Genomic DNA, 25,662 nt, shown 5'->3' with positions numbered 1-25,662 from the left:
GATGGGAGCGGCGGGCGGATGCGAGCGGCGGGCGGGGTCAGCGGTCGCCGGCGAGCCAGGCGATGGCACGATCGTGCGACCGGGGACGGAACGCCCAGACGCAGGCGATGCGATGCTCGGCCGCCGTGCGGTAGCAGGCGAACCTCTCGGGGTTTCCGCCCAGTGCCAGCTGGAGGCGCTCGATCATCGCATGTGCTTGGTCGCGCATCGGGCGCGAGATGGTGCCGATGAAGGCTGCGAAGTCGAGGTGGGCGAGAAGGTTCGCGAGGTCGAGTTCGGGTTCGGTGAGCGCGGCGGTGTCGAGGTCGAGGACCGCCAGCTGTCGGCTGTCCGGGTCGAAGAGCAGCTGCCCGTCGTGCAGGTCACGATGTGCGAGCGCCCCGGCCCGGCGTGCGTCCGCGGTCAGCTCCTGGCAGCTGCGTTCGACTCGTTCGACGAACAGTCGTTTGGTGACGGGGGTGAGGCGGAGCGGATCGAAGGCTCGCAGCTTCTCGAGCCAGGCGGCGAGGATGCTGGCCTCGTCAGCAGCCGTGTGCGTGGCGAGTGGTGTCATCGGGGAGCTGGCGGGTCGTGAAGGAACAGCTTGGGTCGCGAAGCTGCCCCAGGAGCGTTCGAAGGCCGCGAGCGCGAGACCCCAGGCGTCGGGGTCCAGGTGCGCGATGAGGCTTCCCGCCACCGCGCGGGCGTGGATGAGGTCGCCGCTTGCGCTCAGTGACTCGTCGGCGGTCGCGAACCCTGCGCTGCTGAGCGCGCCGGCGAGGGGCCTCGTCGCCTGGTGGATGCGTGCTGCCTTGCCGGGCCGGGTGACCTTGACGTATCGTCCGGCTTCGTCGTCGCGGAGCACGGCTCGTTTGCCGAGTCGGTGGACGAGCAGGGTCCCGCGCGTCGAGCTGAGGCCCGGCAGGCGTGTGTCTTGCCGGTGCGGGGTGACGGTGGCGATGCCCTCCGGGTCGATGCGGCCGGCGCGGCACCGCCCGACCGGGTCTGTGCCTTCGACCACGAGGGCACCGTCCTGGGCGGGCCAGGCCCGGTCGATGGTCAGGGTGCCGGCCTCGTCTGGGAGCGGGATCTCCAGTGGCACGCGATGCGTCGTGCTCGGGGTCATGCTCGTTCCTCGGTTCCGGCGAGCGTGAGGTCCGCGATCATCGTCAGTCGTTGCGCGATGTCGTCTCGCCAGTTCGGCGCGCAGGCACGGAATGGCTCGCTTGCCCGCGCGAGGAGGTGCAGGGCGGTCCACGCCTCGATCTCGTCGAGGGTCGGTTCGGAGTGCCTGGTCCTCGCCCCGCTGCCTCCTTCGAGATAGCCGGACAGCAGCTCGTCGCGGATGGCGGTCAGGCGGTCGCTCGGTCTGTGCAGGCCGTCCGGTTCGGCGTCGATCCGGCTGAGCAGTTCAACGGCGAGGTACGACCCAAGGTCGGAGCCGGGCGCGCCAACCGAGTGCCGGTCGAAGTCGACGACGACGCCCCGGCCGCCATCTCCCAGCACCTGGTCTCGTGAGAAGTCGCCGTGCAGGAAGACGGGGTGCTGCGGGCTCTGCGCGAGGCGACCTTCGAGCGACCGCGAGAGCGCGCGGACAGCGTTGCCGTGCTCGGGGACGAGGCGTGAGAGCTGCTCGACGCTGGCCGACAGGTGCGCCCGCCACGCGAGGGAGGGGCTCTCGGCGAGTGGGGCCTGCGTGTGGATGCGCGCGAGCAGCCCGCCTGCCGTCTGTGTGTCGACGGGCTGCGCCGAGTCCGGGCTTGCGAGCGGGGTCAGGAGCAGCCGTCCGGATGCGCTGACCCGTGTTGCCAGGGCCGGCCCCCCGCTCGAGGCGACCGCGTTGGCGGCGGCGGCCGATGCCGTGAGCGGACTGCGAGCGAGCTTGACGACGGTAGCCGTGTCGTGGGCCTCGTGGATCCTGACGGCACGGCGCCAGGGGTTGTAGTTGAGCGTCGAGCTCGGGAGCGGGGCGATGTCTGCCGTTGCTGCGAGCTCGCGGTCGGCATCCGCGAGGCGTGGGTCGGTGGCGGCGGGGCCGACGAGCAGAATCGAGCCGTCGGCGAAGGCGTGCTCTGCGAGCTCGACGCCGAGCGCCGTGGCGCGCTTTCGCGCCTTGGCGCCTTTCACCCGTTGTGCTGCGCTGAGGCCCGCCGCCCACCAGAGCCCCTCGCCTGAGTGCTCGGTGAGGCGCGCGATGACGGAGAGCGTCGGCTTCTCTCGGAGGTGCCCCGCCGTCACCTCGCGCCCGCCGGTCAGTGAGCGCAACAGCGCTCGCGCATCCGGTTGCCCGCGTCCGGCTGCGAGGAGGAGGTCGAGTGGCTCGAGACCGAACATGGGGGTCCTAGGCTGCGTCATGGTCGCTCCGCTTGTCCTGCGCCTGAAGCCAGCGCCCGAAGCGGTTGCCGGTCGATGCGCCGAGTTCGATGGGTGAGCCGTCGAGCAGGATCTCCCCGTCCTCGATCCACACGATGCGTGTGGCCCGGCGGGCGACGGCCGCGTCGTGCGTGATGGAGATGGTGGTCCGTCCCGTGGTGAGGCCGGTGAGGGCTGACAGCACCTCGTTGGCGGAGTGGGGGTCGAGGCCGGTGGTGACCTCGTCGAGCACGACGATCTCGCTGTCGCGGAGAATGGCGCGTGCGATGGCGATGCGCTGCCGCTGTCCGCCGGAGAGCGTGCCGCCTCGCTCGCCGAGGACTGTCTCGTATCCCTCTGGGAGGCGGCGGATGAAGTCGTCGGCGCTTGCCTGGCGGGCGGCCCATTCGACGTCGGCGTCGCTCGCTCCTGGCCTGCCGAAGCGGATGTTGTTCCTGACCGTCTCGGAGAACAGCACCGCCTCCTGCGGGACGAGCGCGATGTGGCTGCGCAGGGAGGCGAGGGTCAGGTTCCGGATGTCGACCCCGTCGAGCTCGATGCGGCCGCTGCGCGGTTCGATGAGTCGGCACAGGGCGAGCGAGAGTGTCGACTTGCCTGACCCGGATGGGCCGACGATGGCGATGTGCTCGCCGGCGGCGATGCTGAGCGACAGGCCTCTGAGGATGTCCCGCTGGCCGTAGCCGAGGGCCACGTCGCGCAGGAGGAGGTCGCCGCGGACTCGCGCCACCGAGACGGCGTGCGGGGTGTCGGCGATCTCGGGGACGACGTCGAGGAGGTCGGCCACGCGTTCGCCGCTGGCGGCCGCGCTGGCGATGCGGCCGGTGTACTTCGCCATGTCCCTGAGGGGTTTCATCGCCGTCTTGAGGTACGTGAGGTAGATGACGAGGTCGCCTGGGGTCATGACCTGGCTGGCCACTCGCCAGCCGCCTGCCACGAGGATCACTGCGGTGGCGAGGCCGACGATGACGTCGGTCTTCCGCTCGAGTCCGGCGGCGAGGCGCTTCGCCTGGACGCCGTCTTTGAGGGAACGCTCGTTGTTGCCGGAGAACGTTCGCGCCACGTGGGACTCGAGTCCGTACATCTGCACGATGCGGAGCGACGTGAGCGATTCCTGCGCGATGTTGGCGAGGTTGCCTTCGCCCTTTCGTGTTCTCCGGGCCGCGTTGGTGATCGCTCCCGTCGAAGTGCGGGAGAAGAGGAAGTAGAGGAACCCTGCGACGAAGACGACGAGGGAGAGGAGCGGGTCGAGCCAGAGCATCACTCCGCTCATGACGACGAGCGTGAGCACGTTGGCGAGCAGCGGGAGTCCGGCCGTGACGGCCACATCCTGCAGCTTGCCGACGTCGCCGACGAGGCGCTGCACGATGTCGCCGCTTCGCGCTTTGGAGTAGTAGACGTAGGAGAGCGACTGGACGTGGTCGAAGACGTGCGAGCGGAGTCGCGTCGCGACGCGGGAGCCGACGAGCGCGAAGGCGAGCGTCGCGAGGTAGTTGGTGAAGGCGCGGAGGGAGACGATGACGAGCAGCGCTGCGCCGCAGGCGAGGAGCAGCGGCATGCTGGCGCTCGGCCCTGCCCCGGCGAGGTCGGCTCCGAGGCTTCGGGTGACGGCGTCGATGACGAACTTCGTGGGCCAGGGCTCGAGGACGCGGAAGATGACCTCCGCGAGGAGCGCGGTCATGCCGCCGGCGGCGAGCAGGCGGTTTCCCGGGATGAAGGGTCGGATGAGCCGCAGCGTTCGCTTCAGCGGGCCCGCCGGTGTGGCGTGGGCGCCCGAGGCGCCCTTTGGATCGCCCTGCTTGTCCGCGGGGTCGCGCCGCCTACGCAACGGTCCGCCAGATCTTCGTGACGACGTTGCGCCAGTCGTGGTGCTCTTCCGCTTGGACGCGCGCGGCGCGGGAGAGGCTCGTGCGGCGCGCGGGGTCGGCGGCGAGGTCGTCGAGGGCCGCCGCGAGGGCGCGCGGGTCGGATGGCGGGACGAGGACCCCGGTTCGTCCGTCGTCGAGGATGCTCGGGATCTGTCCGGTTGCGCTCGCAACGATCGGCAGGCCTGAGGCGAGGTACTCGTAGATCTTGAGCGGTGAGAAGTAGCCTTCTTCGCCGTCGTGTGCCGGGTAGGGTGCGACGGCGATGGAGGCGGCCGCGAGGCAGCGGGGCACCTCGGACGGTGCCACGGCGCCCGCGAACTCGATGCGTCGGCGTGTGTCGGGCGGGAACGCGGAGGCCTGCTCGAGGAGCCGCTCGCGCTCGGGGCCGTCTCCGACGATCACGAGCCGCCAGGGCAGCGCCGAGAGGGACACCGCGTCGAGCAGTGTCGAGACGCCGTGCCAGGGCTTGAGCGTCCCGACGAACACCACGGTGACGGGGGCTTCGCGCACGATCTCCGCATCCGTCGCCGCGATCCGGCGCGTGTTGACGCCGTTCGGGATGACGTGGATGCGTGCGCTCGCTTCTGGTGCAGCCAGGCGGGCCCACTCGGCGACGGGTGGTGAGACGCAGACGGTCGAGGTGGCGACCTCGAGCTGCGTGCGGAGGTTCGCCCGGGCTCCCGCCTCGTCGTGGAGCTGGCGGTGCTTGCGCTGCTCGTCGATGAGGGGGGAATTGACTTCGAGGATCCCGGGCACGCCGGTTGCCGTGGTCACCTCGCTGAGCGCGCACGACCAGAGGCTGTAGCGCTCGTAGACGATGTCGGGGTGGCTCTCGGCGACCCGTTCGGCCAGTTCACGCGCGGCCGCCCGGACTGCCCTCTCGCGGTTGCCGTCGTCTCGCGCGCGGACCGTGACCTCGGTGACGGCGAGGTCGGCGAGGTCTGCTGGCACGTGGTCGCCCCGACGGACGCAGTAGAGCTGCACGCTCGCGCCGAGGGCGCGCAGCGCGCGAAGGACTTCCTGCACGTGCACGGAGCTCCCCTTCGTGCCGAAGACGGGCACGCCGGGGTCGGCGCAGACGTACGCGACTCGTTGACCGACGAGGGAGGCGGGCAGGGGATGCTGAAGGCGCCGCAGCGAGTTCGCCTGCGCGGCGGAGTCGAAGCGCTCCTCGATGAGGCGCCGAGCGCGCCGTGTCAGCAGGGCGAGGTCGGGATGGGCGGCGAGAGCACGGATGGCGGCCACGAGCGCCGCACGGTCGCCGGCCGGGACGAGCAGCCCGGTCTCGCCGAAGCCGTCGATGCGCCCGATGACCTCGGGCATGCCGGTGACGTCGCTGGCGATGGACGGGGTGCCGGTCGCCATGGCTTCCAGCAGCACGGTCGGCAGTCCATCCGCGTTGCCGTCTTCACCCACGATGGAGGGGGCCACGAACATCTCTGCCCAGCGGAGCAGCTCCCCCACCTCCCGCTGGGTTCGGCTGCCGAGGAGGTGCACTCGAGCTTCCAGTCCCTGCGCGGCGATTCGAGCCGCGAGCTCGACCTCGAGCTCCCCGTCGCCCGCGATGCGCACCTCGCTCTCCACCCCCTCGTCGCGCAGCTGCGCGATGGCGTCGATGAGCAGGCCGAAGCCCTTCTTCTCCACGAGACGCCCGACGGCCGCGATCCGCAGCGGCGCTCCCGGCGCACGCGGTGTCTCGGGCGCACGGTAGGGGAATCGCTCCAGCTCGAGCCCGTTGTACTGCAGGACGATCTTCGCGGCGTGCTCCGGGTAGCGGTCGCGGAGCGACTCGAGGTTGAACCTGCTGATGGTGACGACGTGGTGGGCGCGTTCGATGAGCGTCCCGAGCCGCTGCTCGTCGACGCTCTCGTGGAAGATGTCCTTCGCGTGGAGCGTGACTGAATAGGGAATCCCGCTGAGGCGGGAGGCGACTTCCGCGACGCGGCCGGCGAGGGAGCCGAAGTGCGCGTGCAGGTGGGTGAGGTTCGCGCGGATGCTCTCCGCGGCGAGGCGGACGCCCTGGGCCACCTCGGATGCCTCGAAGGTGGCGAGCTCTGGGAGGCTTTCGGCGAAGCGCTGCGCGAAGCCGGGGACGGTGCGCTCTGCTTCGGCGACGTCGGCCCACACCTCGCCGAGCTTGTGCTCCTTCGCGATGAAGGTCACGGGAGCCTGGACGCGAGCCAGCTCCGGGTGGAAGCGGGGATCGCTCGTGGGGCGCAGGGCGTAGATCGCGATCTGCTCGCCGCGCGCCTCTCTCGCCAGGATCTCGGTGACGACGAAGGTCTCCGAGAATCGCGGATACACCTTGACGACGTAGCCCGTCTTGGATTGCTGTCTCATGCTCGTCTCGCTCCTCGCCGTCATGGCTGTCCGGTTTCCCTCGTTCGCCGCCCTGCTAGCGCGCATCGGCCACCGCTGCCGTCAGGTTCATGCGCAGCGAGACGCTGGGGGCGTCGTGCGGCGACAGCAGTGCCGCCGTGAGCCGGACGACCGCGTCGAGCCCGTGCCCGTCGATCGCGGATCGCCCGCCGCTCTGAGCGATCTGCCCGGTCGTGGCCGCGGTGAACCAGCGGGCCAGCGCGTCCGGGCTGACGGCCTCGGGTTCGAGGACGCTCACGGCGCCGTGGCGTTCCAGGGCCGTCGCGCGGATCAGCTGCTCGGTGCGCGGCGACGTGCGCGGGACGACGAGGGCCGGGACGTGGCTGGAGAGCAGCTCGCACATGGTGTTGTAACCGCCCATCAGCACGGCAGCGGATGCCTCGCGCAGGCAGGCGAGGCCGTCCGGTACGGATTTGTGCAGCTGGACGTGGGGGCCAGCCGCGGCCTGCACACGACGGAAGTCGGCGCTCGGCATCTGCGGGCCCGTGACGACGAGGTGCTCGAACCCTTCTGGCACCGGGGTGCGCGCCGCGAGCTCAGCGAGCTCGAACGCGTCCGAGCCGCCGCCGAACATCGACACGACGTAGGGCTGCTCGACCATGCGCGGTGACCGCCCGACTGCCCGACCCGCCGACAGATAGCCCGTGTGTCGGACGAGGTGGCTGACGGCCGCTGGGATCTCGCCGCTCTCGACGGGGTCGTGGACGCGCGGGTCGCCGTACACCCAGATCTGGTCGAAGTCGCGGCAGAACTGGTCGAGGTCGAGCTTCGCCCACTCCTTCGCCGCGCGGGCGGGCTCGTCGAGCACCTCGCGCATGCCGAGGACGATCCTGGTCTCGGGCCGTTCCCTCTTCAGATCCCGCAGCGCTGGAGCGAGCTCCTGTCGGACGCCGTAGGGGTGACGGTCGACGACCACCAGGTCTGGGCCGAAGCTCAGCAGCGCGCCGCGCACGATGCGCCCTCGCAGCTGCGTCAGGTCGCCGAAGGGCACGTCGAGGCGACGCGCGCCGTAGGAGGAGCCGGATTTGGTGATGCCGGGGATGACGAGCCATTCCCAACCGCGCGGCAGGGGGAACTTCAGCGCGACGGGCTCGCCCGTGACGAGGAGGCCCGTGACCGGGCCGGTACCGTCGCGGTCGGCTGCTTCGGTGAATGCTCTGGCAAGAGCGAGGTTGCGCCGAACGTGGCCGAGGCCGACGGAGTCGTGGGAGAAGAGCACGATCTTCTTGGGTGCGTGGATCTTCATGGCTGTTCATCCCTAGGTCGCCGAGCGTGGAGACGTTCAGCGTCGAGTGAAGACTGAACGTTCCTCGAACCTAGGGAGCGGCGGCGACCGGGGTCGCCAAGATGAGAGGACTCTCCTGGAGTCCGGACGAGCAGGGGGCACGACGGCTGTCGGCCGCGATCAGCCCGACACCCGGGTATTTCCGCCGATCGAGCCACGCGGGCGCGGCTGGGTCACCGGCAAGCCAGAGGCTTCGCTGACCCGCAGCATGAGAACTCCCTCATGCGCGGTCAGAGGCCGGAGCTACTCGGCTGGCGCGGTCTCCTCGGGAGCGGGCGTCGCCTCGGGCGGGTCAGAGGCGATCGCGTCCTGGACAGCGGCATGGATCGCGGGGACGTCGGGATTGCCCTGGTCGAAGTTGGGCGGCACGATGTCGAGCCGCACGCTGTTGCCGCTGCGCGACTTCAGGAGGAGATCGCCCACGTAGCCGATCATGCCCTCCGGGATGTCGGTCTGCACGACCTTCTCGAGCGCATCCGTCACCGGCCCGATCTTGCCGAGCAGGTTGGCGGGTGTCATCGTCGCCACCATCGCCTCCTGGAGCTGCCGCTGGCGCTCCATGCGGGCGAAGTCGGTCGTCTCGTAGCGCGAGCGGGCGTACCAGAGGGCCGTCGAGCCGTCCATGTGCTGCTGTCCGACCTCGATGAACTCGGTGGCAGGAGCCCAGCCGGGTGACCCGTCGTCGTTGATGCCGATGCCCACGCGCTCGGTGACGTTGATGTCGACGCCGCCGAGGGCGTCGATGAGCTCCGTGAAGCCGGCCATGTCGACGAGCACGTAGTACTGGATGCTCAGCCCCGTGATGCCCTCGACCGCGTCCCGCATCGCCTCGATGCCGGGCTCCGAGCCATGCTCGGCGGCGTCGGCGTAGCCGCCGTCCTCGGCGATCGTCGCCTCGGTGTAGACGGAGTTGAGGTAGCAGACGTCGACCGCGCAGCCCTCGTAGAGGTCCGGGTAGAGGTCGCGCATGTGCCCCTCGGAGAACGGGAAGCTCTCCATCGCTCGCGGGAGGCCGATCGTGGTGAGCTTGCCCGTGAACGCGTTGAAGCTCATGACGCTGATCGAGTCGGGGCGCAGGCCTTCGCGGTCGGCGCCGCGGTCGCCGCCGAGCATCATGATGTTGATCTGGCCATCGGATGGGAGCTGCAGGCCGTTCGAGGCGCCGCCGAAGAGCCCCTCGATGGCGGACTTCCCCTGGTTCGCGACCTGCGACGTGACGGCGGCGAACACGAGCGGCACGGTGACGAGGACGACGCCGACGATGGCGATGAGCGGCCGAGCGACCTGCTCGAGCTTGATGATGCGCACGAGGCGGAGCGCGTCCAGCCCGCTCACGACCCACATGGCCACGTAGAGCATGAGCACGAGGTGCACCGCGGTGATGCCGAGCGTGGTGGAGAACACGAACAGCAGGGGCCCGCGCAGCACGAGCGCCATGAGCAGGACCACGAGAACTGCCGCGATGCCACCGAGCCAGATCGAGAGCATGAAGCGCCCGAACTTCCGATTCCCGGCGAGGATCTGCGCGGTTCCCGGAAGGAAGAAGTTCGCGAGGAGCAGCCACCAGGCGCGCCTGGTCATGAGCTGCGGCGAGCTGGCGTCCGGGTACCGGAGCGGGAGGGTGAGTGTCATGTGGTCCTGCGGTCGAGGAGCAAGGGGTGGCGACGGCGGCCGAGGGGGTGGGCTAGAGCGACTGCTTGAGGGCGTCGTTCTTGGCTTCTACGGCGTCGCGCAGTCCGTCACTGTAGTCGGCGAGCCTGGCCGCCAGCGCTTCGTCAGCTGTGCCGAGGATGCGGGCGGCGAGGATTCCGGCGTTCTTGGCTCCGCCGATGGAGACCGTCGCGACGGGGATGCCCGCGGGCATCTGCACGATCGAGAGCAGGGAGTCCATGCCGTCGAGGTACTTGAGCGGGACCGGCACGCCGACGACGGGGAGCGTCGTGAGCGAGGCGACCATGCCGGGGAGGTGGGCCGCGCCCCCTGCTCCGGCGATGATGACGCGGATGCCGCGTCCGCTCGCTTCGCGGCTGTAGCTGACGAGCTTCTCGGGGGTGCGGTGGGCGGAGACGACCTCGACCTCCGTGGGGATGCCGAACTCCGTGAGCACGTCGCGTGCTTCGTGCATGACACGCCAGTCGCTGTCGCTTCCCATGATGATGCCGACGAGGGGCACCTGCTGCGGGGTGTCGTCTGCGGGCGCGGGCGATGCGGTGGGGTGGTCGCTCATGCGTGCAAGCGTAGACGCGGGTGCGCGCGGCCCCGCTGAGGCTGGCCGGTGACGGCTCGCGTCAGGAAACGCGGTCGTCGTCGAACGCTGCCGCCGCAGCCCGGGCCCGGTAGGCGACGTCGTCGAGCTCGCGCCCCGCGACGGTCACGTGCCCCACCTTCCGCCCGGGGCGCGCGGACTTGCCGTAGCTGTGGATCTTCGCGTCGGGATGCGCGTGCATGGCCTTCTCGTACCGGTCGCCGTAGCTGCCCTCCTGTGGGCCGCCGAGCACGTTGACCATGACGGCGTGAGGTGCCGTCATGCCGGTGTCGCCGAGGGGAAGGTCGAGGACGGCGCGGAGGTGCTGCTCGAACTGGCTTGTGGTGGACCCGTCGATGGTCCAGTGCCCCGAGTTGTGGGGGCGCATCGCGAGCTCGTTGACGAGGATGCGCTGGTCGGTGGTCTCGAAGAGCTCGACGGCCAGCACCCCGGTGACGTCGAGCCCGAGGGCGACCGACTGGGCGATGGTCGCGGCGACGTAGCCGAGGCGGTCGTCCGCTCCTTCGGCACCGGGGGCGGGCGCGAGCACCTCGGCGCAGACGCCGTCGCGCTGCACGGTCTCGACGATCGGCCAGAGGGCGATCTCGCCGGAGGGACGACGGGCGACGAGCTGCGCGAGCTCGCGTCGGAAGTCGACGCGCTCCTCGACGAGCAGGGACTCCCCCGCAGCGAACCAGTCGGCGCCATCGGCGCCGGATCGGACGATGCGGACGCCCTTGCCGTCGTAGCCGCCTCGTGGCGTCTTGAGCACGGCGACGCCGCCGTTGGCGTCGATGAACGCCTGCAGCTCCGCTTCGTCGCGCACCTCGGCCCAGTTGGGAATCGGGATGCCGAGCTCGGCGAGACGGCGGCGCATGAGGAGCTTGTCCTGCGCGTACTGCAGCGCGTGCGGCCCTGGGCGCACGGCGACGCCCGCGTCGACGAGGCCCCTGAGCACCTCCTGCGGAACGTGCTCGTGGTCGAAGGTGACCACGTCCACTCCGCGCGCGAAGTCGAGCACCTCAGCGAGGACGTGCATGTCGCCGACGGCGGTGACGGCGCGGTCTGCGCTCTCGCCGCGGCCCGCCGCGAAGACCCGCAGGTCGACGTCGAGCTCGATAGCGGGTGGGAGCATCATTCGCGCGAGCTGCCCGGCTCCGATGACGCCGACGACCTGACCCATGGTTCGCTCCGTTCGAGAGTGCTGCTGGCAGTCCTGCCGTGAGGGAGTCTGTGCGCTCGCATCGAATTCGACGGCTGGGGAGTTCTCCCCGCCTGCGTTGCAGTGGCAGTGACGTGCCTTTTGCTCTGACGTGTCTATACTCCGACGAGGGTCACAACTCCCCAACAGTTTATCCTGCTTGCGGCGGCATCATCCACGCAAGTGCCCCACGATGGAGGTCGAGCGCTTGACCAATCGCTCCCACAAGCACGCAGAGCCGCATCACTCTGAGCCTGAAGACTTCGTCGGCTTCGTCGCCGCGGAGACCGCCGAGTTCGATCTGCCCGCGCAGCGGACCTCGCGGAGCCTCTGGGGCCGCATCGTCAACGTGTTCCGACGCATCGCGGCGTCGAAGGGCATGATGGCGCAGCTCATCAACTTCGGCCTCGTCGGCGGGGTCGGCTTCGTCGTCGACACCGGCCTGTTCAACATCCTCATGCTGACGGTACTCAACCCCACCGAGGTCGCGCATGGCGCGCTGTGGGCGAAGGTCATCTCGACGTGCGCGGCGATCGTGACGAACTGGATCGGCAACCGCATCTGGACGTTCCGCCAGCACAAGCGCCAGGACAACTTCCGGGAGGCGATCGAGTTCTTCGGCGTCAGCCTCGTGGGGCTCGGCATCGGCCTGCTCCCGATCTGGTTCACGAATGCCGTGCTCGACAACCACTCGTGGATCGCCTATAACATCGCGAACCTCGTCGGAATCGGCCTCGGCGCCATCTTCCGCTTCATCCTGTACCGCTTCTGGGTGTTCTCCCCCAAGCGCGTCGCGGAGATGCAGGCGAAGGACGGCACGGCCATGGAGGCGAGCTGACCTCGTCAGCCGAGTGATCGGCGGGCCCAGAAGAGCCGCGGGCACTGTTGCCCGCGGCTCTTCGCGTCTGCGGCCCTCGGCGAGCCCGCAGGAGGAACTCGCGGTTTCGGCGCTCGGGGCGACTACGGCCCGCTGAGCTCCCGGATGCACGCGGCGACCGTGTTGGCGCTCGGCACGTCGATGAGTCTGAGGCGGTGGCCGGAGACCGAGGTGAGGACGATCGTCCCCGAGCGGAACATCGCCTGCCAGAGGTTGCGCCGAACGGTGACGTCGACGATCGCGTTCATGAAGATCTCGCGGGTCTCGCTCGTCAGGGTTCCCTGCGAGAGCACGATGCGGTGCGTGGTGATCCTGCTGCGTGCCTGGAGCCAGACCACGATGGGCACGACGCCGAGGAGCACGATCGCGGCGAGCGAGATGAGCAGCCAGGCGTGGCGGGCCCCGATCGTCGTCTCCTGCAGGGCACCGAGGTTGTAGCCGGCGGCCGCGAAGCCGATGATGAGGACGATCGACGGCAGCAGCAGACGGCGTCCGTGTCGGCGCACTCGCATGATCGTCCGCTCCGGCAGCCGCATGCCGAGCGGCTCGTAGTACCGCTGCTGGGGGCTCTCCGGCTGGGCGGGGAACTGCTGACCGTACTGCTGTCCGGAGTGGTACTGGCGCTGGTCCGGCGCGGCTCGCTGCTGGACCTGCGCGTACTCGTGCTGCTGCGGTGCCGCCTGCTGTCGAGGCGCGTGGCTGACGGGGGGCTGCGCATCCTGGGGCGGTGCGCCGTACTGCTGCGCGCCGGGAGCGCCGAAGATCTGGTCCCAGGACTGCTCGCTCGGATGCGGTGGACGGCCGCGCATCAGGCCCTGTTCTCTGGGCGGACCCGCTCGACGTCCCCTGCCGCGACGGACCTGGTCTCCCCGTCATCGCCTCTGATCACGAGGTGCCCTTCCGGCGTGAGCTCCGTCGCGAAGCCGTGCAGGATCTCACCGGACGGCAGCGTCGCTGCGACGCGGGCGCGGAGGGTCGAGCAGACGTCGCTCAGTTCGCCGTGGGCTCCGCTCGCGATCGCGTCGCCGCGAGTCTCGCGCAGCGCTTCGAGTCTCGCCACGAACTCGGAGAGGTACGCGGGGAGGAGCTCCGCCGGGTGCGGTGGGAGCATCCCCGACAGCGCGAGCGAGGTGGCGTGAGGCGTGGGCAGCTCCTCGGCCTGCAGGGTGATGTTGACGCCGGTGCCCACGACGCAGGAGAGCTCCCCGTCACGCGTTCCGAGGACACGTCCCAGGATGCCGGCGACCTTGCGTCCGTCGATCTGGACGTCGTTCGGCCACTTGATCTCGACGCGAGCGGAATGCTCGTCCGGCCGGAAGCCGGGGGCAGGCGGGGACAGCTCGAGGATGGCGCTGCGGAGCGCGAGTCCCGCGATGAGGGGCAGCCAGCCCAGGATGCGGGGGGCTGCCTCGTCGTCGGCGAGGCGCACGAGGGTCGACGCTGCGAGGCACTTGCCGCGCGGGGAGATCCACTCGCGGCCGTGGCGGCCGACACCCGCGGTCTGGGCGTAGGTGACGAGGGTGCTGAGGGCCGGGTTCTGGCTGGCCTCTCCCCCGGTGCGCTCCCAGATGTCCGCGAGCACGTCGTTGGTCGAGGTGGCTTCTGGTACCGAGATGAGGCGCAGCTCGGTGCCAGCAGCGCGCCCTCCGAGAAGCAGCTGGGTGATGGCCGGGGTGCTCACTGGGCGCCCGCGATCGCCGAGCCGATGAACGACAGGTACACGAAGGTCATCACGACTGAGGCGAGGACGGCGACGAAGAGGGTGACGAGGGCGATGATCGCGAGCACCTTCGAGCGACGCTTCTGCCAGAGCGCGACGATCGCGAGCACGAACGCGACGGCCGCGATGGAGAGCGCGAGCGCGATGTTGAGCACGGGAACCGGGATGAACGCGAGGACGAGGGAGAGCGCCGCGACACCGAGCGCCCACCTGCCCCACAGGCTTCGTCGCGAGAGCTCGGGCGCGGCGCCCGCCTCGCCGCGGACGCTCGCGTCGTACGGCGCCATGGGCGCGCTCGACGGCAGCAGGCACTGCTGCGCCTGGGCATCCGGTGCCAGCGGCACGACCTCGGCGCCTGCCCTGTGCGCGGCCCCGTTCGGTGCGCCAGTCCCCTGAGTCATGCCGCCAACCTCTCAAATGTCGTGCGTCGTGCGTCTCTCTTGCACTTCACCGGGGAATCAGGCTAACCCGTGCGGCCGAATATGAGCCGCCGCCCGGTAAAGTGACGCGGGTGAACTCCGCACCACTTGACTCCTCAGCGTCCGGTCCGACCCCTACGAGCACGGCTGACAAGATCGCCGACCTCAGGGCCCGCCATGCGGAAGCAGTGACGCAGGCGGAGGAGGTCTCTGCGAAGAAGCAGCACGCGAAGGGCAAGAAGACCGCGAGGGAGCGCATCCTCGAGCTGCTCGACCCGGGTTCCTTCGTGGAGCTCGACGAGTACGTGCGGCACCGGACGACGGCCTTCGGCATGGATGCCCGCCGCCCGTACGGCGACGCGGTCATCACGGGAACAGGCACGATCCACGGCCGCGGTGTTGCCGTCTACTCGCAGGACTTCACGACGTTCGGCGGCTCGCTGGGCGAAGTCGCGGGCGAGAAGATCATCAAGATCATGGACCACGCCATGAAGGTGGGGGTGCCGATCATCGGCATGCTCGACTCGGGCGGCGCGCGCATCCAGGAGGGTGTCGTCGCGCTCGGGAAGTACGGCGAGATCTTCCGGCGCAACACGCAGGCCTCCGGTGTCATCCCGCAGATCTCCATCGTCATGGGCCCTGCAGCCGGCGGCGCCGTGTACTCCCCCGCGCTCACCGACTTCGTCATCATGGTCGACAAGACGAGCCACATGTTCGTGACGGGACCTGACGTCATCAAGACGGTCACCGGCGAGGAGGTGGGCTTCGAGGAGCTCGGCGGCGCGCTCGCGCACAACCGCACCTCGGGCGTCTCCCACTACCTGGCCGCGGATGAGGACGACGCCCTCGACTATGCGCGCCAGCTCCTCTCGTTCCTGCCGGACAACAACCAGGCCGAGCTGCCGAGCTACGACATCGAGACGGAGCTCGAGATCACGGATCTCGACAAGAAGCTCAACACGGTCATCCCAGACTCCCCGAACCAGCCGTACGACGTGAAGCAGGTCATCGAGCTGATCGTCGACGACGGCGACTTCCTCGAGGTGCAGCCGCTCTTCGCCCCCAACATCATCATCGGCTTCGCGCGCGTCGACGGCACCTCCGTCGGCATCGTCGCGAATCAGCCGAGTGCGATGGCGGGCACGTTGAACATCGAGGCCGGCGAGAAGGCGTCCCGCTTCGTGCGCTTCTGCGACGCGTTCTCGATCCCGATCCTCACGCTCGTTGACGTGCCTGGCTACCTGCCCGGCACCGACCAGGAGTGGTCCGGGGTCATCCGCCGCGGCGCGAAGCTGCTGTACGCGTACGCGGAGGCGACGGTGCCGCTCGTGACCGTCATCCTGCGCAAGGCGTACGGCGGCGCGTACATCGTCATGGGCTCGAAGCAGCTCGGCGCCGACCTGAACTTCGCATGGCCGACCGCCGAGATCGCCGTCATGGGCGGCCAGGGTGCCGTGAACATCCTGTACCGCGGCGAGATCAAGCGCGCCGAGGAGGCGGGCGAGGACGTCGCCGCCGTGCGCACGCGCCTCGCGAACGAGTACACCTACAACGTCGCCTCTCCCTTCCTGGCGGCTGAGCGCGGCGAGCTCGATTCGGTCATCGAACCCGCGTCGACCCGAGTCATCGTCGCGAAGGCGCTGCGCACGCTGCGCACGAAGCGCGCGTCGCTGCCTCCCAAGAAGCACGGGAACATCCCACTGTGAGCCAGGAGCAGATCCCCTCGCACGTCGGCCTCGAGCACATCGTGCGCACCGTCAGCGGGAACCCCACCGAGGATGAGCTCGCGGCGGCCACGCTCGTGCTGGCCTCGATGATCGAGTCAGCGCAGGACCTCGACCGTCCCCGCGACATCGTCAAGCGCCGCACGGCGTGGCAGCTCTCGCAGCGCAGCATGCGCGGCGGCGGCTCCGCGAGCGACCCGTTCGGTGGCTCCTACCGGAGCTGATCGCAACCACATGCGAACCGAGCGATCATCTGGCGGGTTCCTGTTCGCCGTCGTCGCCCTGCTTGCAGTGGTGCTGGTGTTCGCGACCCCCGCTGGTGTGCCCTCGAACGACGAGGGTGGCGCGACTGCGGGAGAGCCGTGGAGCGCTGACGGCGTCCGCGAGTGGTTCGAGGTCAACGTCCTCGGCACGCAGAGCGGTTTCGAGCCGGTCCTCGTCGCGCCGGAAGATGCGCAGAGCGCCTCGCTGAGCTACCCGCCGCTCGTCACGGCCCCGGTCGGCCCGTGGCCCGAGGGAACGGCTGGTATCGACGCCTTCATCGCGGCATCCGGTGTTCCTGCGACCTGGGCTGCCGATGGCCAGACGGCCTGCCCTGAAGACGCGCAGGCCTGCACGAAGCAGTCCTGGTGCGAGGGCAGCGGCTGCCCGGTCGAGCCACCGACCGCCAGCATCCACCTGCGGGCGGATGATGCGACCCTGTTCCCGACGATCACCGATGCGGGGGCGTCGGTCCTGATCCATGAGCTGGGCCACGCGCAGCAGGCGTACGTCTTCCCGAACCCGGACGAGATGGTCCGCGTGCTTGAGGAGGAGGGCTACGGGCAGTTCTCCGGCTGGGACGGCAACGCGGTCCCCGCGGTCGAGGGGCACGCCGAGTGCTACACGCAGGCGCTCATCGCCAGCTCAGCGTATTTCGCGGACTGCCCAGTCGATCGCAAGGAACGCGCCGTCGCGCTGCTGCTCGAGAAGCGGCCCTGAATCGCCCATTTTCTCGCTACAGTGAGCGAAAACCACCGAACCTCCAGGGGAGACCATGGCGAAGACCACCGTCACATCAGCGTTTGCGATCGGAGCCCTCGTACTCCTCGGGTTCGGCCTCACCGGCTGCTCCGCGGCCCAGGAGATCGCGGACTCGGTCGAGGGCGAGCTCTCCGGCGGCGAGAGCGACGTCCGCGACGGCGAGACGCAGGAGGTCACCGAGTCGGGTGACCTCGACGTCTTCAAGCTCGCGGTGGGTGACTGCTTCAACGACGCCGGCAGCACCACGGTCAGCGAGATCCCGGTCGTACCATGCTCTGACCCACACGACTACGAGGTGTACTTCGAGGTCGAGATGCCCGCGGGCGAGTACCCCGGAGACGAAGCCATCAGCGCGCAGGCGGACACCGACTGCACGGCGCAGTTCGCGACCTTCGTCGGGCTTCCCTACGAGGAGAGCACGCTGAACTTCAGCTACCTCACTCCCACCCAGCAGAGCTGGGAAGAAGCCGATGACCGTCTCATCCAATGCATCATCATCGACGATGCTGCGCAGACGACGGGCAGCCTCGCCGGCGCCGCTCGCTAGGACGCCCTGGTCTCTCTGCTCGACGGAGACAGTGCGACGAACGCCGGGTCCCTCGCTCCTGCGAGTGCCCGGCGTTCATCGCGTACGGCGTCGTCGTTTCGGTCAGGCGCGCACGAAGCGGGCGACCGTCTCGAAGTGGTGCGTGTTCGGGAAGAGGTCGTAGGCGCGCATCCAGTCGAGCGTGTAGCCGTGGCCTCGGAGGAGACCGGTGTCGCGGGCGAGCGCGACCGGGTCGCAGGCGACGTACACGAGCTGAGCCGGTCCGAAGCCCGCGAGACGGTCGATGACGTCCTTGCCGGCGCCGGAGCGCGGCGGGTCGAGGATGACGCTTCCGCGGCGGATCCCGTCGCGGTCGAGGTGCGTCGCATCGCGCTCGAGGTTCGCGAGGTACTGGTCGACGCGTGCCGTGACGGCGCTCGCGCCGCGCCACTCCGCGAGGTTCGCGGTGGCGTGGCCGGTTGCAGCCGCGTTCGACTCGACGGTCTCGATGAAGGCCCCTGGTCCGGCTTCCTGCGCGAACGCCGCCGCGAGCAGGCCGACTCCGCCGTACAGGTCGAGGTTGACGGCCTCGGCGTCGACGAGGGTGGGATCGAGGGCGTCGGCGACGGCATTCGAGAGCGTCTCGGCGGCCAGCCTGTGGACTTGCCAGAACCCGTCCTCGTCGACCCGGTACTCGCGCCCGTTGACGACCTCGGTGACCACGGCCGGCTTGCGCCCGTGGGTGCCGTCGAGGATGGTCCGCATGCGGGTGTCGAGCTCCGCGGGTGCCACGAGCTCGATGCGCCCGGAACCGGCGAGGCGTTGACCGAGCGGAGCGAGCTCCTCGATGTCGCCGTGCGCGAGCGGCAGGGTCTCGGTCTCGATGACGCGGTGCGAGCGTGCCGCGTACGGGCCGACGCGCCCTTCCTTGTCGACGTGGAGCGTGACGCGGGTGCGCCAGCGCGTTCCGCCGTTCTCGTCGTCGCCGAGAAGGGGTTCGACGACGCCCTGCCAGTCGTGGCCAGCGAAGCGAGCCATGGACTCTCGCAGCACCTGGGCCTTCAGCTCACGCTGGCGGGCCAGGCGGATGTGTCCGAGCTCGGCGCCCCCGGCGCGTTCCTCCGGAGCCCGCTCGATGTCGGCTTCCTGCCACACGTGCGCCTGGCGGTCGTCGGATACGCGGAGCACGTTGGTGGCGACGGCCCGCGCGAAGGACTTCCTGACCTCGGTCACCCGAGCCTGCACGAGCTCGCCGGGCACGGCGTCCGCGACGAACACGACTCGGCCCTCGTGGCGGGCGACGAAGATGCCGCCGTGCGCGATGTCGCCGACCTCGAGCTCGATCAGGTCTCCGGGGGTGATCTCCGCTGAAAGGTCTGAGGTGGTGCCGTCGTGGGTCATGCGCTCGAGCCTAGCCGTGCGCGCCCACCGAGCCTGGCCGCCTCGGGGTCAGAGCCGCGTGAACAGGCCGGGGTAGCTGAGCACGAAGCTCTGCTCGTCGGTCGCGATCTCGCGCTCGAACGAGCCGTCGGCCGCCTGGAAGAGGTAGCGGGTGCGACTCAGGCGGCGGTACCGCTGACGGTCGAGGAACACGGCGAACGTCTCCGTGTCGATGTAGGCGACCTCGATCTCGCGTTCTTCGCCGACCTCGAGTCCCAGCCTGCGCATGGGAAGCGTGTTGGTGAGGGGCGTCGCCCGGATGTCCACGTCGAGCGCACCGCTGAGCTCGGGGGCTGGGCGGTCGCCGACGCGCCAGTCGCCGCGGCCGTTGGAGGTGACCGTGAGGTGCTCACCGGTCTTCGGGCGGCGCAGCGAGACCAGTCGCGTCCGCAGGACCGGGTCGGTCTCGAGCAGGTACTCGAGGTGCGGGCCCCCGCTCTCGCCCGGCTCGGCCGAGACCGGCGCGGAGATGCGCGAGTTCGCGGTGATCGCGCCGACCGCGTCCTCGACGACGCTCGCCGCCTCGACATCGCCCGTCGCCTCAGCGACCCAGGCGAGTGCGGAGGGCGCGGATACGGCTTCGACGCCCGGCGAATCCCACACCACGGATGAGCGGGAGAACCTGGTCTGCTTCGGCGCGCGGTACCTCGACTCGATGCGGGTCACCCGACGCCCTTCCCTTCGGAGTCTGGGCGCTGGGCCGAACTGTGGAGCCTGATGAGCATGCGAGAGATCGTATGCAAACGGCCTTGGCGCACTCTGGCAGGAGGTCGCGCGTTGGCTGACCGCCCCCTGACCGGCGGCGTCCGACCGCCCCGGAAGGCAGGCCTCCACTCAGCGCGCACCGCCCCGGTACCCTCGCTTCATGCGCCTGTACCTCGCCTCGACGTCGCCTGCCCGCCTCATGCTGCTCCGACAGGCGGGCATCGAGCCCGTCGTCATCCCGTCGAGCGTGGACGAGGACGCCGTGATCGAGGCGCGCCTCGCTGAGGGGCCTCTCGATCCGAGCGACTACGTGCAGCTGCTCGCTCGGGCCAAGGCACTCGCGGTCGCGGATGCGCCTGACCCTCGGACCGGGGAGCCGCTCGACGGCCTCGTCCTCGGGGGAGACTCGATGTTCGAGATCGGCGGCCGAATGCTCGGCAAGCCCCACGAGCCGCAGGTGGCCCGCGAGCGCTGGCTCGCGCAGCGAGGCCAGACGGGCACGCTGTGGTCTGGTCACTGGCTCGTCGACCGCCGTGGTGGCTCTGGCGCTTCCGGGGACGGCGTCGGCAGCACCGCGAGCGCCAGCGTGACCTTCGCCGACGATCTCGTCGACGCCGAGATCGACGCCTACGTCGCCTCGGGTGAGCCCCTGCACGTCGCCGGCGCGTTCACGATCGACTCGCTCGGGGCTCCCTTCATCGACCGCATCGAAGGCGACCCGTCGACGGTCGTGGGACTCTCGCTTCCCGCCCTGCGCCGACTCGTGCGCGGCTTCGGAGTGGGGTGGCCCGAGCTGTGGAACCGCGCCTGATGCGCTCATCGGCGGCCTCAGCACCGGGCCAGGACAGGCGCCCGGCTACGAATTGAGCACGGTGCCGGCTCGCATCTGGTGAATGCTCACGGTCGGGCGTAACGTCGCGATCCAGGCGTCAACGAGGACGCCTCGCGAGGGAGGTCCGACCATGCCCGCACATTCGTCAGGAGACTCGGGGCCAGCAGCCCAGATCGTCAGCCAGCTCGGCGGCGCGGGGAACATCGAGAACCTCACGCACTGCGCGACACGGCTGCGCTTCCAGCTGCACGACGCTTCCGGCATCGACCAGGCAGCCGTCGAGGCGATTCCCGGCGTCATGGGGGTTGTCCCGCAATCGGGCGAGCGCTACCAGGTTGTCATCGGCGGCGGCGTGCAGAACGTCTACAACGACATCCAGGCGCTCCCCTCGATGTCGGGCGGTGGCTCCCCCGCCGACCCGGACGACGCGGCCTCGATCAAGGCCGCGGCCCGCGCGAAGGGGCCGCGCGGCAAGTTCGCGTGGCTCGACAGCGTCTTCGAGTTCCTGTCCGACTCGTTCCGGCCCATCCTCGGGGCACTGCTGGGCGCATCCCTGTTCATCACGTTCATGGCGCTCATGAGCACGCTGGGCGTCATCCCCAACTGGGCCGACCCGCGCACCGACCTCCCGCCGTCGTGGCGCTTCCTCAACCTCTGCTGGCAGGCGGTCTTCGTCTTTCTGCCCCTGTACATCGCGTACAACGCGTCCAAGCGCGTGGGGGCCGACCCGTGGATCGGCTTCGCCATCATGGGCGTCGTCATGCTGCCTGGCTTCACGGGGCTCGCCGACGGCATCGACCCCATCGAGGTCTTCGGCTCCGAGGTCTCCGTCGTGCCGATCTTCGGCCTCCCGCTCACGGTCTTCGACTACAGCTCGCAGGTGTTCCCGCCGCTGCTGATGGCCGCGCTGCTCGGACCCCTGTACAAGGGCCTCAAGAAGCTCATCCCGGAAGACCTGCACCTCATCTTCGTGCCCTTCCTGAGCATGCTGATCATGATCCCGCTCACGGCGTTCCTCATCGGCCCCATCGGCGTCTACACGGGCGCTGGCCTCGCCAACCTGCTCCGCGGCATCAACGATTTCTCGCCGCTCATCTTCGCCATCGTCATCCCGCTCGCCTACCCCTTCATGGTGCCGCTCGGCCTGCACTGGCCGATCAACGCGATCATGCTGCTCAACATCCAGACACTCGGCTACGACTACATCCAGGGGCCGATGGGCGCGTGGAACTTCGCGTGCTTCGGTGCGACCGCCGGCGTCCTGTACCTGTCCATCCGCGAGAAGGACGCCCAGATGCGGCAGACCTCGACGGGCGCCCTCGCGGCCGGCCTCCTCGGCGGCATCTCCGAGCCGTCGCTGTACGGCATCCACCTGCGCTTCAAGCGCATCTACGGGCGGATGCTCGTGGGCTGTCTCGTCGGCGGGGTCATCATCGGCATCGGCGGCGGCGTGAAGACGAGCGCGTTCGTCTTCACGTCACTGCTCACCATCCCGGCCTTCGACAACATCCCGCTCTACGCAGGCGCGGTCGGTGCCGCGTTCCTCGTCTCGATGTTCCTCGTCATCTTCTCCGGCTACCGCAGCCCCGAGCAGCAGGCCGCATTCGAGGCGGCCCGCGTTCCGGTCGCCGACCTGGAGACGGCGAAGAAGGGAGAGAGCACGGAGGACGTGATCGCCGCCTCCGCCGCCCGCGAGGGCGAGTCGGCTCCCCGCACCGTCGAGGTCCTGTCACCGCTCGAGGGTGAGGTCGTCCCGCTGTCGGAGGTTCCCGATGCCGTCTTCAGTCAGGGCATCATGGGCCCGGGCGCCGCTATCAAGCCGAGCGGCACCGTCGTCTACGCTCCGGGAACCGGCACGGTCGCCGTCGCCCAGGCCACCGGGCACGCGTTCGGCCTGCAGCTCGACAACGGGCTCGAGGTGCTCATCCACGTCGGCATCGACACGGTCGAGCTCGATGGCAAGGGCTTCGACGTCAAGGTGAAGGCGGGCGACAAGGTCACGCCGGACACGGTGCTCGTCGAGTTCGATCGCGACATCGTGGAGGCCGCCGGCTTCTCGCTCATCACGCCCGTCATCGTGCTGAACGCGGGGTCATTCGCGTCGGTCGAGGCGGTCGGGCGCGTCAGCGGCAAGGTCGGCACGCCGATCCTCGAGGCGGTGACGAAGGCGCAAGAACCCAGCGAGGTGTAGTCACCTCGGCAGTCCCCCTCGGCGGGGGCGGCCCGCTCCGCCGTCAAGCGCGCGCGGCCAGCGCTTCTCTCGCCGAGACGAGCAGGGTCATCGCCCGCGCATCGAAGGAGTGGAACTCGGCGACCTTGCCGGAGGTCGCTGCCCGCTCCTCCGGGGTGGGCCAGCCGCTCGCGCCCTCGGCGAGGAGCCCGCGAAGCTCATCCACCGACGCGTACGTGCGCACGGAACCGCCGAACTCGACGGGGAAGCCGCCGGTGATCTCGTCCGAGACGACGACGGCACCCGCAGCGACGGCATCGAAGAGCCGGTTCGAGACGAAGCCGTGCTGCGCCATATCGTCCCAGTGGTCGTTGAGCACGATGCGAGCCCCACGGTAGGCGCCAGGGGCTGCAGCGTTGTCGAGATACTCGGCCTTGATGTGGCGCCCATCGATGAACTGCTCCCACAGGTCCCCGTAGACCTCGAGGTCGGCACCCGCCGCGATCGAGTCGCGCACGATGGGACGGAAGATGTTGCGAGAGCGGCCGACGAACAGCACACCGGACTCCAGGTCACCCGGCTGCGGCTCGGGGGTGAACCGCTCGACGTTGGTGGCCTGCAGCAGCGGGCGGATCTCGCGGTCCGGGCGCGACATGACGGCAGCCCAGGGCACGCTCGCGGCGAGGCGCAGGTCGAAGGGCAGGTCGAGCTCCTCCTCGCTCACCCAGTCCGGGTGGCTGATGATCCAGAGGATGTTGACTGCGCCGTCGACGAGCTCGGGCCGGTGGAAGCCACGGAGGTGCACCGCGACGTCGTCCTGGACGCTCGGGTCCGGTCGTCTGCGCGTCTCCCACCGGTCGACGTACACCGTCTGGCCGAGTCGACGCAGCGCCCTGGCGAGGTCCTCCGCATAGAACACGTCACCCCAGACGTCCCCCTCCGGGGAGTCCGGGGCCGGCACCTTGATCGCCCAGCTCAACGGCGCCTCCGCTGGCGCACCGCCGAGCGCTCGCTTGGCGCGGGATCGCGCGGCATTGACGAGGTTCCTGGCGCGAGAGATCACCCGGTCAGCCTAGCCGTCGGCGGCCACGCATCCCGAGCGTCGCGTCAGCGGACCGCGTCAGCGGATGCGTCCTGGAGGAGATCGTCGAGCTCGCGAACCCGCACGGTGGGCATGGGTCGCGCCGACTGCGCTCCAGCGAGCCGGATGCGCGCCTCGATGTCGGAGTTCTGAGCGCCCCGGTCCTCGGTCGGGACCTGATTCGAGCTGCCGACCGCGCCGCGGACGAGCACCAGCTGCGCCCCGACTGGCCAGCGGTCTGCAGGCTGGCCGTCGCCGCGACCGGCCTGGTTGCGCGCGGCCGCGCCCTCGAACTTGCGGAGGAGACGACCCGCGACCTGCTCGGCATTCCCCTCGCCGATCTCGCCCAGCAGCACCCCGAAGTGCGTGACCTCGCCGAGGTTCAGCTCGATGCTCTCGCGCACCTCGGCCAGCGCCTCGGAGGTCGTCGCGGTGAGCTCCACGGGCATGACCGCGTCGGCGTAGTCGTCGACGAGCAGCGCGAAGGGGGCCACGTCGCGTCCCACGATCGCAACCGTGCTGCCACCACGAAGCAGGGAGTCGGCGAGCTGCCGGTCTGCCCCGTCTTCGCCGCCTGCGATGCACCAGATCTGATCGGTCATGGTCGACTCCGTTCCTGTCCCGGCATCCGCTCTGGTGCCCACCTCGAACTATACTTAGTCACATCCTCACTATTAGTGAGAGGCTCGGCAATCCCAGGGGGTTCACATGCAGCAGGACGAATCGCGCGAAGCACTCCTCGCCCAGCTGAATGACGTCAGGAATGAGCTCACGAGGAGCCTCGCCGCGAGGCACATGGCACCGTTCCTCGAGCTCGACATCACCGCCCAGCAGCTCAAGACGGTCTTCCTCGTGACCACGGGCACGGTCACGACCGTCTCGCAGGCGGCCGAGCACCTGGGCGTCGCCGTACCGACGGCCTCCGCCAGCATCGACAAGCTCGTCGAGCACGGACTCCTGACCCGCACGGAGGGCAAGCCCGACCGGCGCATCCGTCACCTCACGGCGACCCGCAAGGCCATCCGGTTGCACGAGCGCTTCCTCGGACTCCGCACCGACACCGACGAGTTCGCGGCCCACCTGAGCGACGAGGAGCTGCAGGGCCTCGTCATCGGATTCCAGGGCATCCGCCGAGTGCTCCGCCAGTTCACCGAAGGCAGCTGACCCCGCTCAGGAAGCGAACGACCGCCAGAACAGCTCGAGCGCGCGCCGCACGACGGCCTCGCGCTCACCGAGCGGCGTCCGCGGCAGAACACCGGCGAGCATCGAGAGCAGCAGGAGCAGGTCGTCTCTGCCGATCTCCCGGTCAACCCGACCGCTCGCCCATTCGCGCTCGAGAACGGTACCGAGCACCGCGAGCATCCGGCCTCGAACGCTCGCCCCCTGCGCGTCTGCGGTGTCGGTCAGGGTGAGCTGGATGAGGCCGACCGACACGAGCATCTGCCGGGCGATGAGCTCGAGCATTCCTGCCAGATCGGCCTCGGGTGAGGCAGCGAGATCTTCGAGCTCGATGATGGCGTCACCGAACACCGCGAGCGCAAGCGACGCCCGATCCGGGAAATGCCGGTACAGACTGCCCTGGCCGACGCCAGCGCGCTTGGCGACAGCGCTGAGCGGAGCATCCACTCCCCCTTCGCCGAAGATCTCCCGCGCGGCCGCGATGAGGGCACGGCGGTTCTCGGGGCCAGCACTTGGTCCTCGATTGGCTTTCGCTGGAGTCGACACCGGGATAGCATAAACCGGACAGTGTTGTCCGGTTCCTTCGATCCGACACTGTCGCCACCTCGGCCCACGCTCGCCACGAGCGCGGGCTCGGCG

Annotated in this window: 23 protein-coding genes and 1 pseudogene; 8 read left to right on the top strand and 16 right to left on the bottom strand. The window is 69.7% G+C overall.

What is annotated here, in order from left to right:
• Positions 1-37 precede the first annotated feature (37 nt).
• The 8 genes and pseudogenes from C5E10_RS04015 to C5E10_RS03980 all read right to left on the bottom strand — a co-directional run.
• Complete coding sequence (locus C5E10_RS04015; protein ID WP_104330544.1) at positions 38-1,105, bottom strand: phosphotransferase; 1,068 nt, start codon at positions 1,103-1,105, stop codon at positions 38-40.
• Positions 1,102-2,334 (bottom strand): phosphotransferase family protein, encoded by a 1,233-nt coding sequence (locus C5E10_RS04010; protein ID WP_104330543.1) that lies wholly within the window; start codon positions 2,332-2,334, stop codon positions 1,102-1,104. The genes C5E10_RS04015 and C5E10_RS04010 overlap by 4 nt, the downstream gene beginning before the upstream one ends.
• Positions 2,321-4,177, bottom strand: a complete 1,857-nt coding sequence (locus C5E10_RS04005) for an ABC transporter ATP-binding protein (RefSeq protein ID WP_258070994.1) — start codon at positions 4,175-4,177, stop codon at positions 2,321-2,323. The genes C5E10_RS04010 and C5E10_RS04005 overlap by 14 nt, the downstream gene beginning before the upstream one ends.
• On the bottom strand, positions 4,170-6,557 hold the full coding sequence (locus C5E10_RS19355) for a glycosyltransferase family 4 protein (RefSeq protein ID WP_258070993.1): 2,388 nt from the start codon (positions 6,555-6,557) through the stop codon (positions 4,170-4,172). Before C5E10_RS19355 ends, C5E10_RS04005 begins: the two co-directional genes overlap by 8 nt.
• 55 nt (positions 6,558-6,612) lie before the next feature.
• Positions 6,613-7,842, bottom strand: coding sequence for a glycosyltransferase family protein (locus C5E10_RS03995; RefSeq protein WP_104330541.1), 1,230 nt, complete (start codon positions 7,840-7,842; stop codon positions 6,613-6,615).
• A gap of 282 nt (positions 7,843-8,124) precedes the next feature.
• Entirely contained in the window at positions 8,125-9,513 is a 1,389-nt protein-coding gene (locus tag C5E10_RS03990; protein ID WP_104330540.1) for an LCP family protein, read from the bottom strand.
• 52 nt (positions 9,514-9,565) lie between these two features.
• On the bottom strand, positions 9,566-10,108 hold the full coding sequence (gene purE, locus C5E10_RS03985; protein WP_104330539.1) for a 5-(carboxyamino)imidazole ribonucleotide mutase: 543 nt from the start codon (positions 10,106-10,108) through the stop codon (positions 9,566-9,568).
• Positions 10,109-10,169: 61 nt separating this feature from the next.
• A pseudogene (locus C5E10_RS03980) lies at positions 10,170-11,363 on the bottom strand (5-(carboxyamino)imidazole ribonucleotide synthase); the annotation flags it as partial.
• 172 nt (positions 11,364-11,535) lie between these two features.
• Here C5E10_RS03980 and C5E10_RS03975 point away from each other — a divergent pair.
• Positions 11,536-12,165, top strand: a complete 630-nt coding sequence (locus tag C5E10_RS03975) for a GtrA family protein (protein ID WP_258070991.1) — start codon at positions 11,536-11,538, stop codon at positions 12,163-12,165.
• A gap of 122 nt (positions 12,166-12,287) precedes the next feature.
• Here the strand turns inward: C5E10_RS03975 and C5E10_RS03970 are convergent, their stop codons facing one another.
• From C5E10_RS03970 to C5E10_RS19045, 3 genes are read right to left on the bottom strand one after another with little or no spacing between them, the layout of a single operon-like run.
• Positions 12,288-13,013 (bottom strand): PH domain-containing protein, encoded by a 726-nt coding sequence (locus C5E10_RS03970; protein ID WP_104330537.1) that lies wholly within the window; start codon positions 13,011-13,013, stop codon positions 12,288-12,290.
• Complete coding sequence (locus tag C5E10_RS03965) at positions 13,013-13,885, bottom strand: biotin--[acetyl-CoA-carboxylase] ligase (RefSeq protein ID WP_181062631.1); 873 nt, start codon at positions 13,883-13,885, stop codon at positions 13,013-13,015. Before C5E10_RS03965 ends, C5E10_RS03970 begins: the two co-directional genes overlap by 1 nt.
• Entirely contained in the window at positions 13,882-14,325 is a 444-nt protein-coding gene (locus C5E10_RS19045) for a hypothetical protein (RefSeq protein ID WP_181062630.1), read from the bottom strand. Before C5E10_RS19045 ends, C5E10_RS03965 begins: the two co-directional genes overlap by 4 nt.
• A gap of 110 nt (positions 14,326-14,435) precedes the next feature.
• On the opposite strand from C5E10_RS19045, the gene C5E10_RS03960 reads away from it, so the two are divergent.
• The 4 genes from C5E10_RS03960 to C5E10_RS03945 are packed head-to-tail and all read left to right on the top strand — an operon-like array spanning position 14,436 to position 17,637.
• Positions 14,436-16,049 (top strand): acyl-CoA carboxylase subunit beta, encoded by a 1,614-nt coding sequence (locus C5E10_RS03960; protein ID WP_104243005.1) that lies wholly within the window; start codon positions 14,436-14,438, stop codon positions 16,047-16,049.
• The gene (locus C5E10_RS03955; protein WP_181059498.1) at positions 16,046-16,291 is read left to right on the top strand and encodes an acyl-CoA carboxylase subunit epsilon; all 246 of its coding nucleotides are present in this window, start codon (positions 16,046-16,048) and stop codon (positions 16,289-16,291) included. The genes C5E10_RS03960 and C5E10_RS03955 overlap by 4 nt, the downstream gene beginning before the upstream one ends.
• Before the next feature lie 10 nt (positions 16,292-16,301).
• Positions 16,302-17,048 carry a hypothetical protein gene (locus C5E10_RS03950; protein ID WP_104330535.1) on the top strand — a complete coding sequence of 249 codons (747 nt, stop codon included), beginning with the start codon at positions 16,302-16,304 and terminating at the stop codon, positions 17,046-17,048.
• A gap of 55 nt (positions 17,049-17,103) precedes the next feature.
• Complete coding sequence (locus tag C5E10_RS03945) at positions 17,104-17,637, top strand: septum formation family protein (RefSeq protein WP_104330534.1); 534 nt, start codon at positions 17,104-17,106, stop codon at positions 17,635-17,637.
• 102 nt (positions 17,638-17,739) lie between these two features.
• Here the strand turns inward: C5E10_RS03945 and C5E10_RS03940 are convergent, their stop codons facing one another.
• Together C5E10_RS03940 and C5E10_RS03935 are read right to left on the bottom strand one after the other, a co-directional pair.
• Positions 17,740-19,017, bottom strand: coding sequence for a class I SAM-dependent RNA methyltransferase (locus tag C5E10_RS03940; protein ID WP_181062629.1), 1,278 nt, complete (start codon positions 19,015-19,017; stop codon positions 17,740-17,742).
• 48 nt (positions 19,018-19,065) lie between these two features.
• Positions 19,066-19,722 carry a putative glycolipid-binding domain-containing protein gene (locus C5E10_RS03935; RefSeq protein ID WP_181062628.1) on the bottom strand — a complete coding sequence of 219 codons (657 nt, stop codon included), beginning with the start codon at positions 19,720-19,722 and terminating at the stop codon, positions 19,066-19,068.
• A 199-nt stretch (positions 19,723-19,921) separates the two neighbouring features.
• On the opposite strand from C5E10_RS03935, the gene C5E10_RS03930 reads away from it, so the two are divergent.
• Both C5E10_RS03930 and C5E10_RS03925 read left to right on the top strand, forming a co-directional pair.
• Complete coding sequence (locus C5E10_RS03930) at positions 19,922-20,572, top strand: nucleoside triphosphate pyrophosphatase (protein ID WP_104330533.1); 651 nt, start codon at positions 19,922-19,924, stop codon at positions 20,570-20,572.
• Positions 20,573-20,723: 151 nt separating this feature from the next.
• Positions 20,724-22,784 carry a glucose PTS transporter subunit IIA gene (locus tag C5E10_RS03925; RefSeq protein WP_104330547.1) on the top strand — a complete coding sequence of 687 codons (2,061 nt, stop codon included), beginning with the start codon at positions 20,724-20,726 and terminating at the stop codon, positions 22,782-22,784.
• Between the two features lie 43 nt (positions 22,785-22,827).
• On the opposite strand, the gene C5E10_RS03920 is transcribed toward C5E10_RS03925, so the two are convergent.
• Together C5E10_RS03920 and C5E10_RS03915 are read right to left on the bottom strand one after the other, a co-directional pair.
• Complete coding sequence (locus C5E10_RS03920) at positions 22,828-23,826, bottom strand: hypothetical protein (protein ID WP_104330532.1); 999 nt, start codon at positions 23,824-23,826, stop codon at positions 22,828-22,830.
• Positions 23,827-23,870: 44 nt separating this feature from the next.
• Complete coding sequence (locus C5E10_RS03915; RefSeq protein ID WP_104330531.1) at positions 23,871-24,446, bottom strand: hypothetical protein; 576 nt, start codon at positions 24,444-24,446, stop codon at positions 23,871-23,873.
• A gap of 106 nt (positions 24,447-24,552) precedes the next feature.
• On the opposite strand from C5E10_RS03915, the gene C5E10_RS03910 reads away from it, so the two are divergent.
• Positions 24,553-25,008, top strand: coding sequence for a MarR family winged helix-turn-helix transcriptional regulator (locus tag C5E10_RS03910; protein ID WP_104330530.1), 456 nt, complete (start codon positions 24,553-24,555; stop codon positions 25,006-25,008).
• Positions 25,009-25,014: 6 nt separating this feature from the next.
• On the opposite strand, the gene C5E10_RS03905 is transcribed toward C5E10_RS03910, so the two are convergent.
• Entirely contained in the window at positions 25,015-25,569 is a 555-nt protein-coding gene (locus C5E10_RS03905) for a TetR/AcrR family transcriptional regulator (RefSeq protein WP_219820319.1), read from the bottom strand.
• Between the last annotated feature and the right edge of the window lie 93 nt (positions 25,570-25,662).

This window comes from Pseudoclavibacter sp. RFBG4 (assembly GCF_002931515.1).
In the GTDB taxonomy this organism is placed as follows: Bacteria; Actinomycetota; Actinomycetes; order Actinomycetales; family Microbacteriaceae; genus Pseudoclavibacter.
The sequence above is the reverse complement of the archived record's forward strand: the minus strand, read 5'-3'. Positions and strand labels throughout refer to the sequence as shown.

What these genes read in the sequence shown, in the direction of transcription:
- C5E10_RS04015 (WP_104330544.1), bottom strand. Translation starts at nt 1,105, where the DNA reads ATGACCCCGAGCACGACGCATCGCGTGCCACTGGAGATCCCGCTCCCA.
- C5E10_RS04010 (WP_104330543.1), bottom strand. Translation starts at nt 2,334, where the DNA reads ATGACGCAGCCTAGGACCCCCATGTTCGGTCTCGAGCCACTCGACCTC.
- C5E10_RS19355 (WP_258070993.1), bottom strand. Translation starts at nt 6,557, where the DNA reads ATGAGACAGCAATCCAAGACGGGCTACGTCGTCAAGGTGTATCCGCGA.
- C5E10_RS03995 (WP_104330541.1), bottom strand. Translation starts at nt 7,842, where the DNA reads ATGAAGATCCACGCACCCAAGAAGATCGTGCTCTTCTCCCACGACTCC.
- C5E10_RS03990 (WP_104330540.1), bottom strand. Translation starts at nt 9,513, where the DNA reads ATGACACTCACCCTCCCGCTCCGGTACCCGGACGCCAGCTCGCCGCAG.
- purE (WP_104330539.1), bottom strand. Translation starts at nt 10,108, where the DNA reads ATGAGCGACCACCCCACCGCATCGCCCGCGCCCGCAGACGACACCCCG.
- C5E10_RS03970 (WP_104330537.1), bottom strand. Translation starts at nt 13,013, where the DNA reads ATGCGCGGCCGTCCACCGCATCCGAGCGAGCAGTCCTGGGACCAGATC.
- C5E10_RS19045 (WP_181062630.1), bottom strand. Translation starts at nt 14,325, where the DNA reads ATGACTCAGGGGACTGGCGCACCGAACGGGGCCGCGCACAGGGCAGGC.
- C5E10_RS03950 (WP_104330535.1), top strand. Translation starts at nt 16,302, where the DNA reads ATGCGAACCGAGCGATCATCTGGCGGGTTCCTGTTCGCCGTCGTCGCC.
- C5E10_RS03945 (WP_104330534.1), top strand. Translation starts at nt 17,104, where the DNA reads ATGGCGAAGACCACCGTCACATCAGCGTTTGCGATCGGAGCCCTCGTA.
- C5E10_RS03940 (WP_181062629.1), bottom strand. Translation starts at nt 19,017, where the DNA reads ATGACCCACGACGGCACCACCTCAGACCTTTCAGCGGAGATCACCCCC.
- C5E10_RS03930 (WP_104330533.1), top strand. Translation starts at nt 19,922, where the DNA reads ATGCGCCTGTACCTCGCCTCGACGTCGCCTGCCCGCCTCATGCTGCTC.
- C5E10_RS03925 (WP_104330547.1), top strand. Translation starts at nt 20,724, where the DNA reads ATGCCCGCACATTCGTCAGGAGACTCGGGGCCAGCAGCCCAGATCGTC.
- C5E10_RS03915 (WP_104330531.1), bottom strand. Translation starts at nt 24,446, where the DNA reads ATGACCGATCAGATCTGGTGCATCGCAGGCGGCGAAGACGGGGCAGAC.
- C5E10_RS03910 (WP_104330530.1), top strand. Translation starts at nt 24,553, where the DNA reads ATGCAGCAGGACGAATCGCGCGAAGCACTCCTCGCCCAGCTGAATGAC.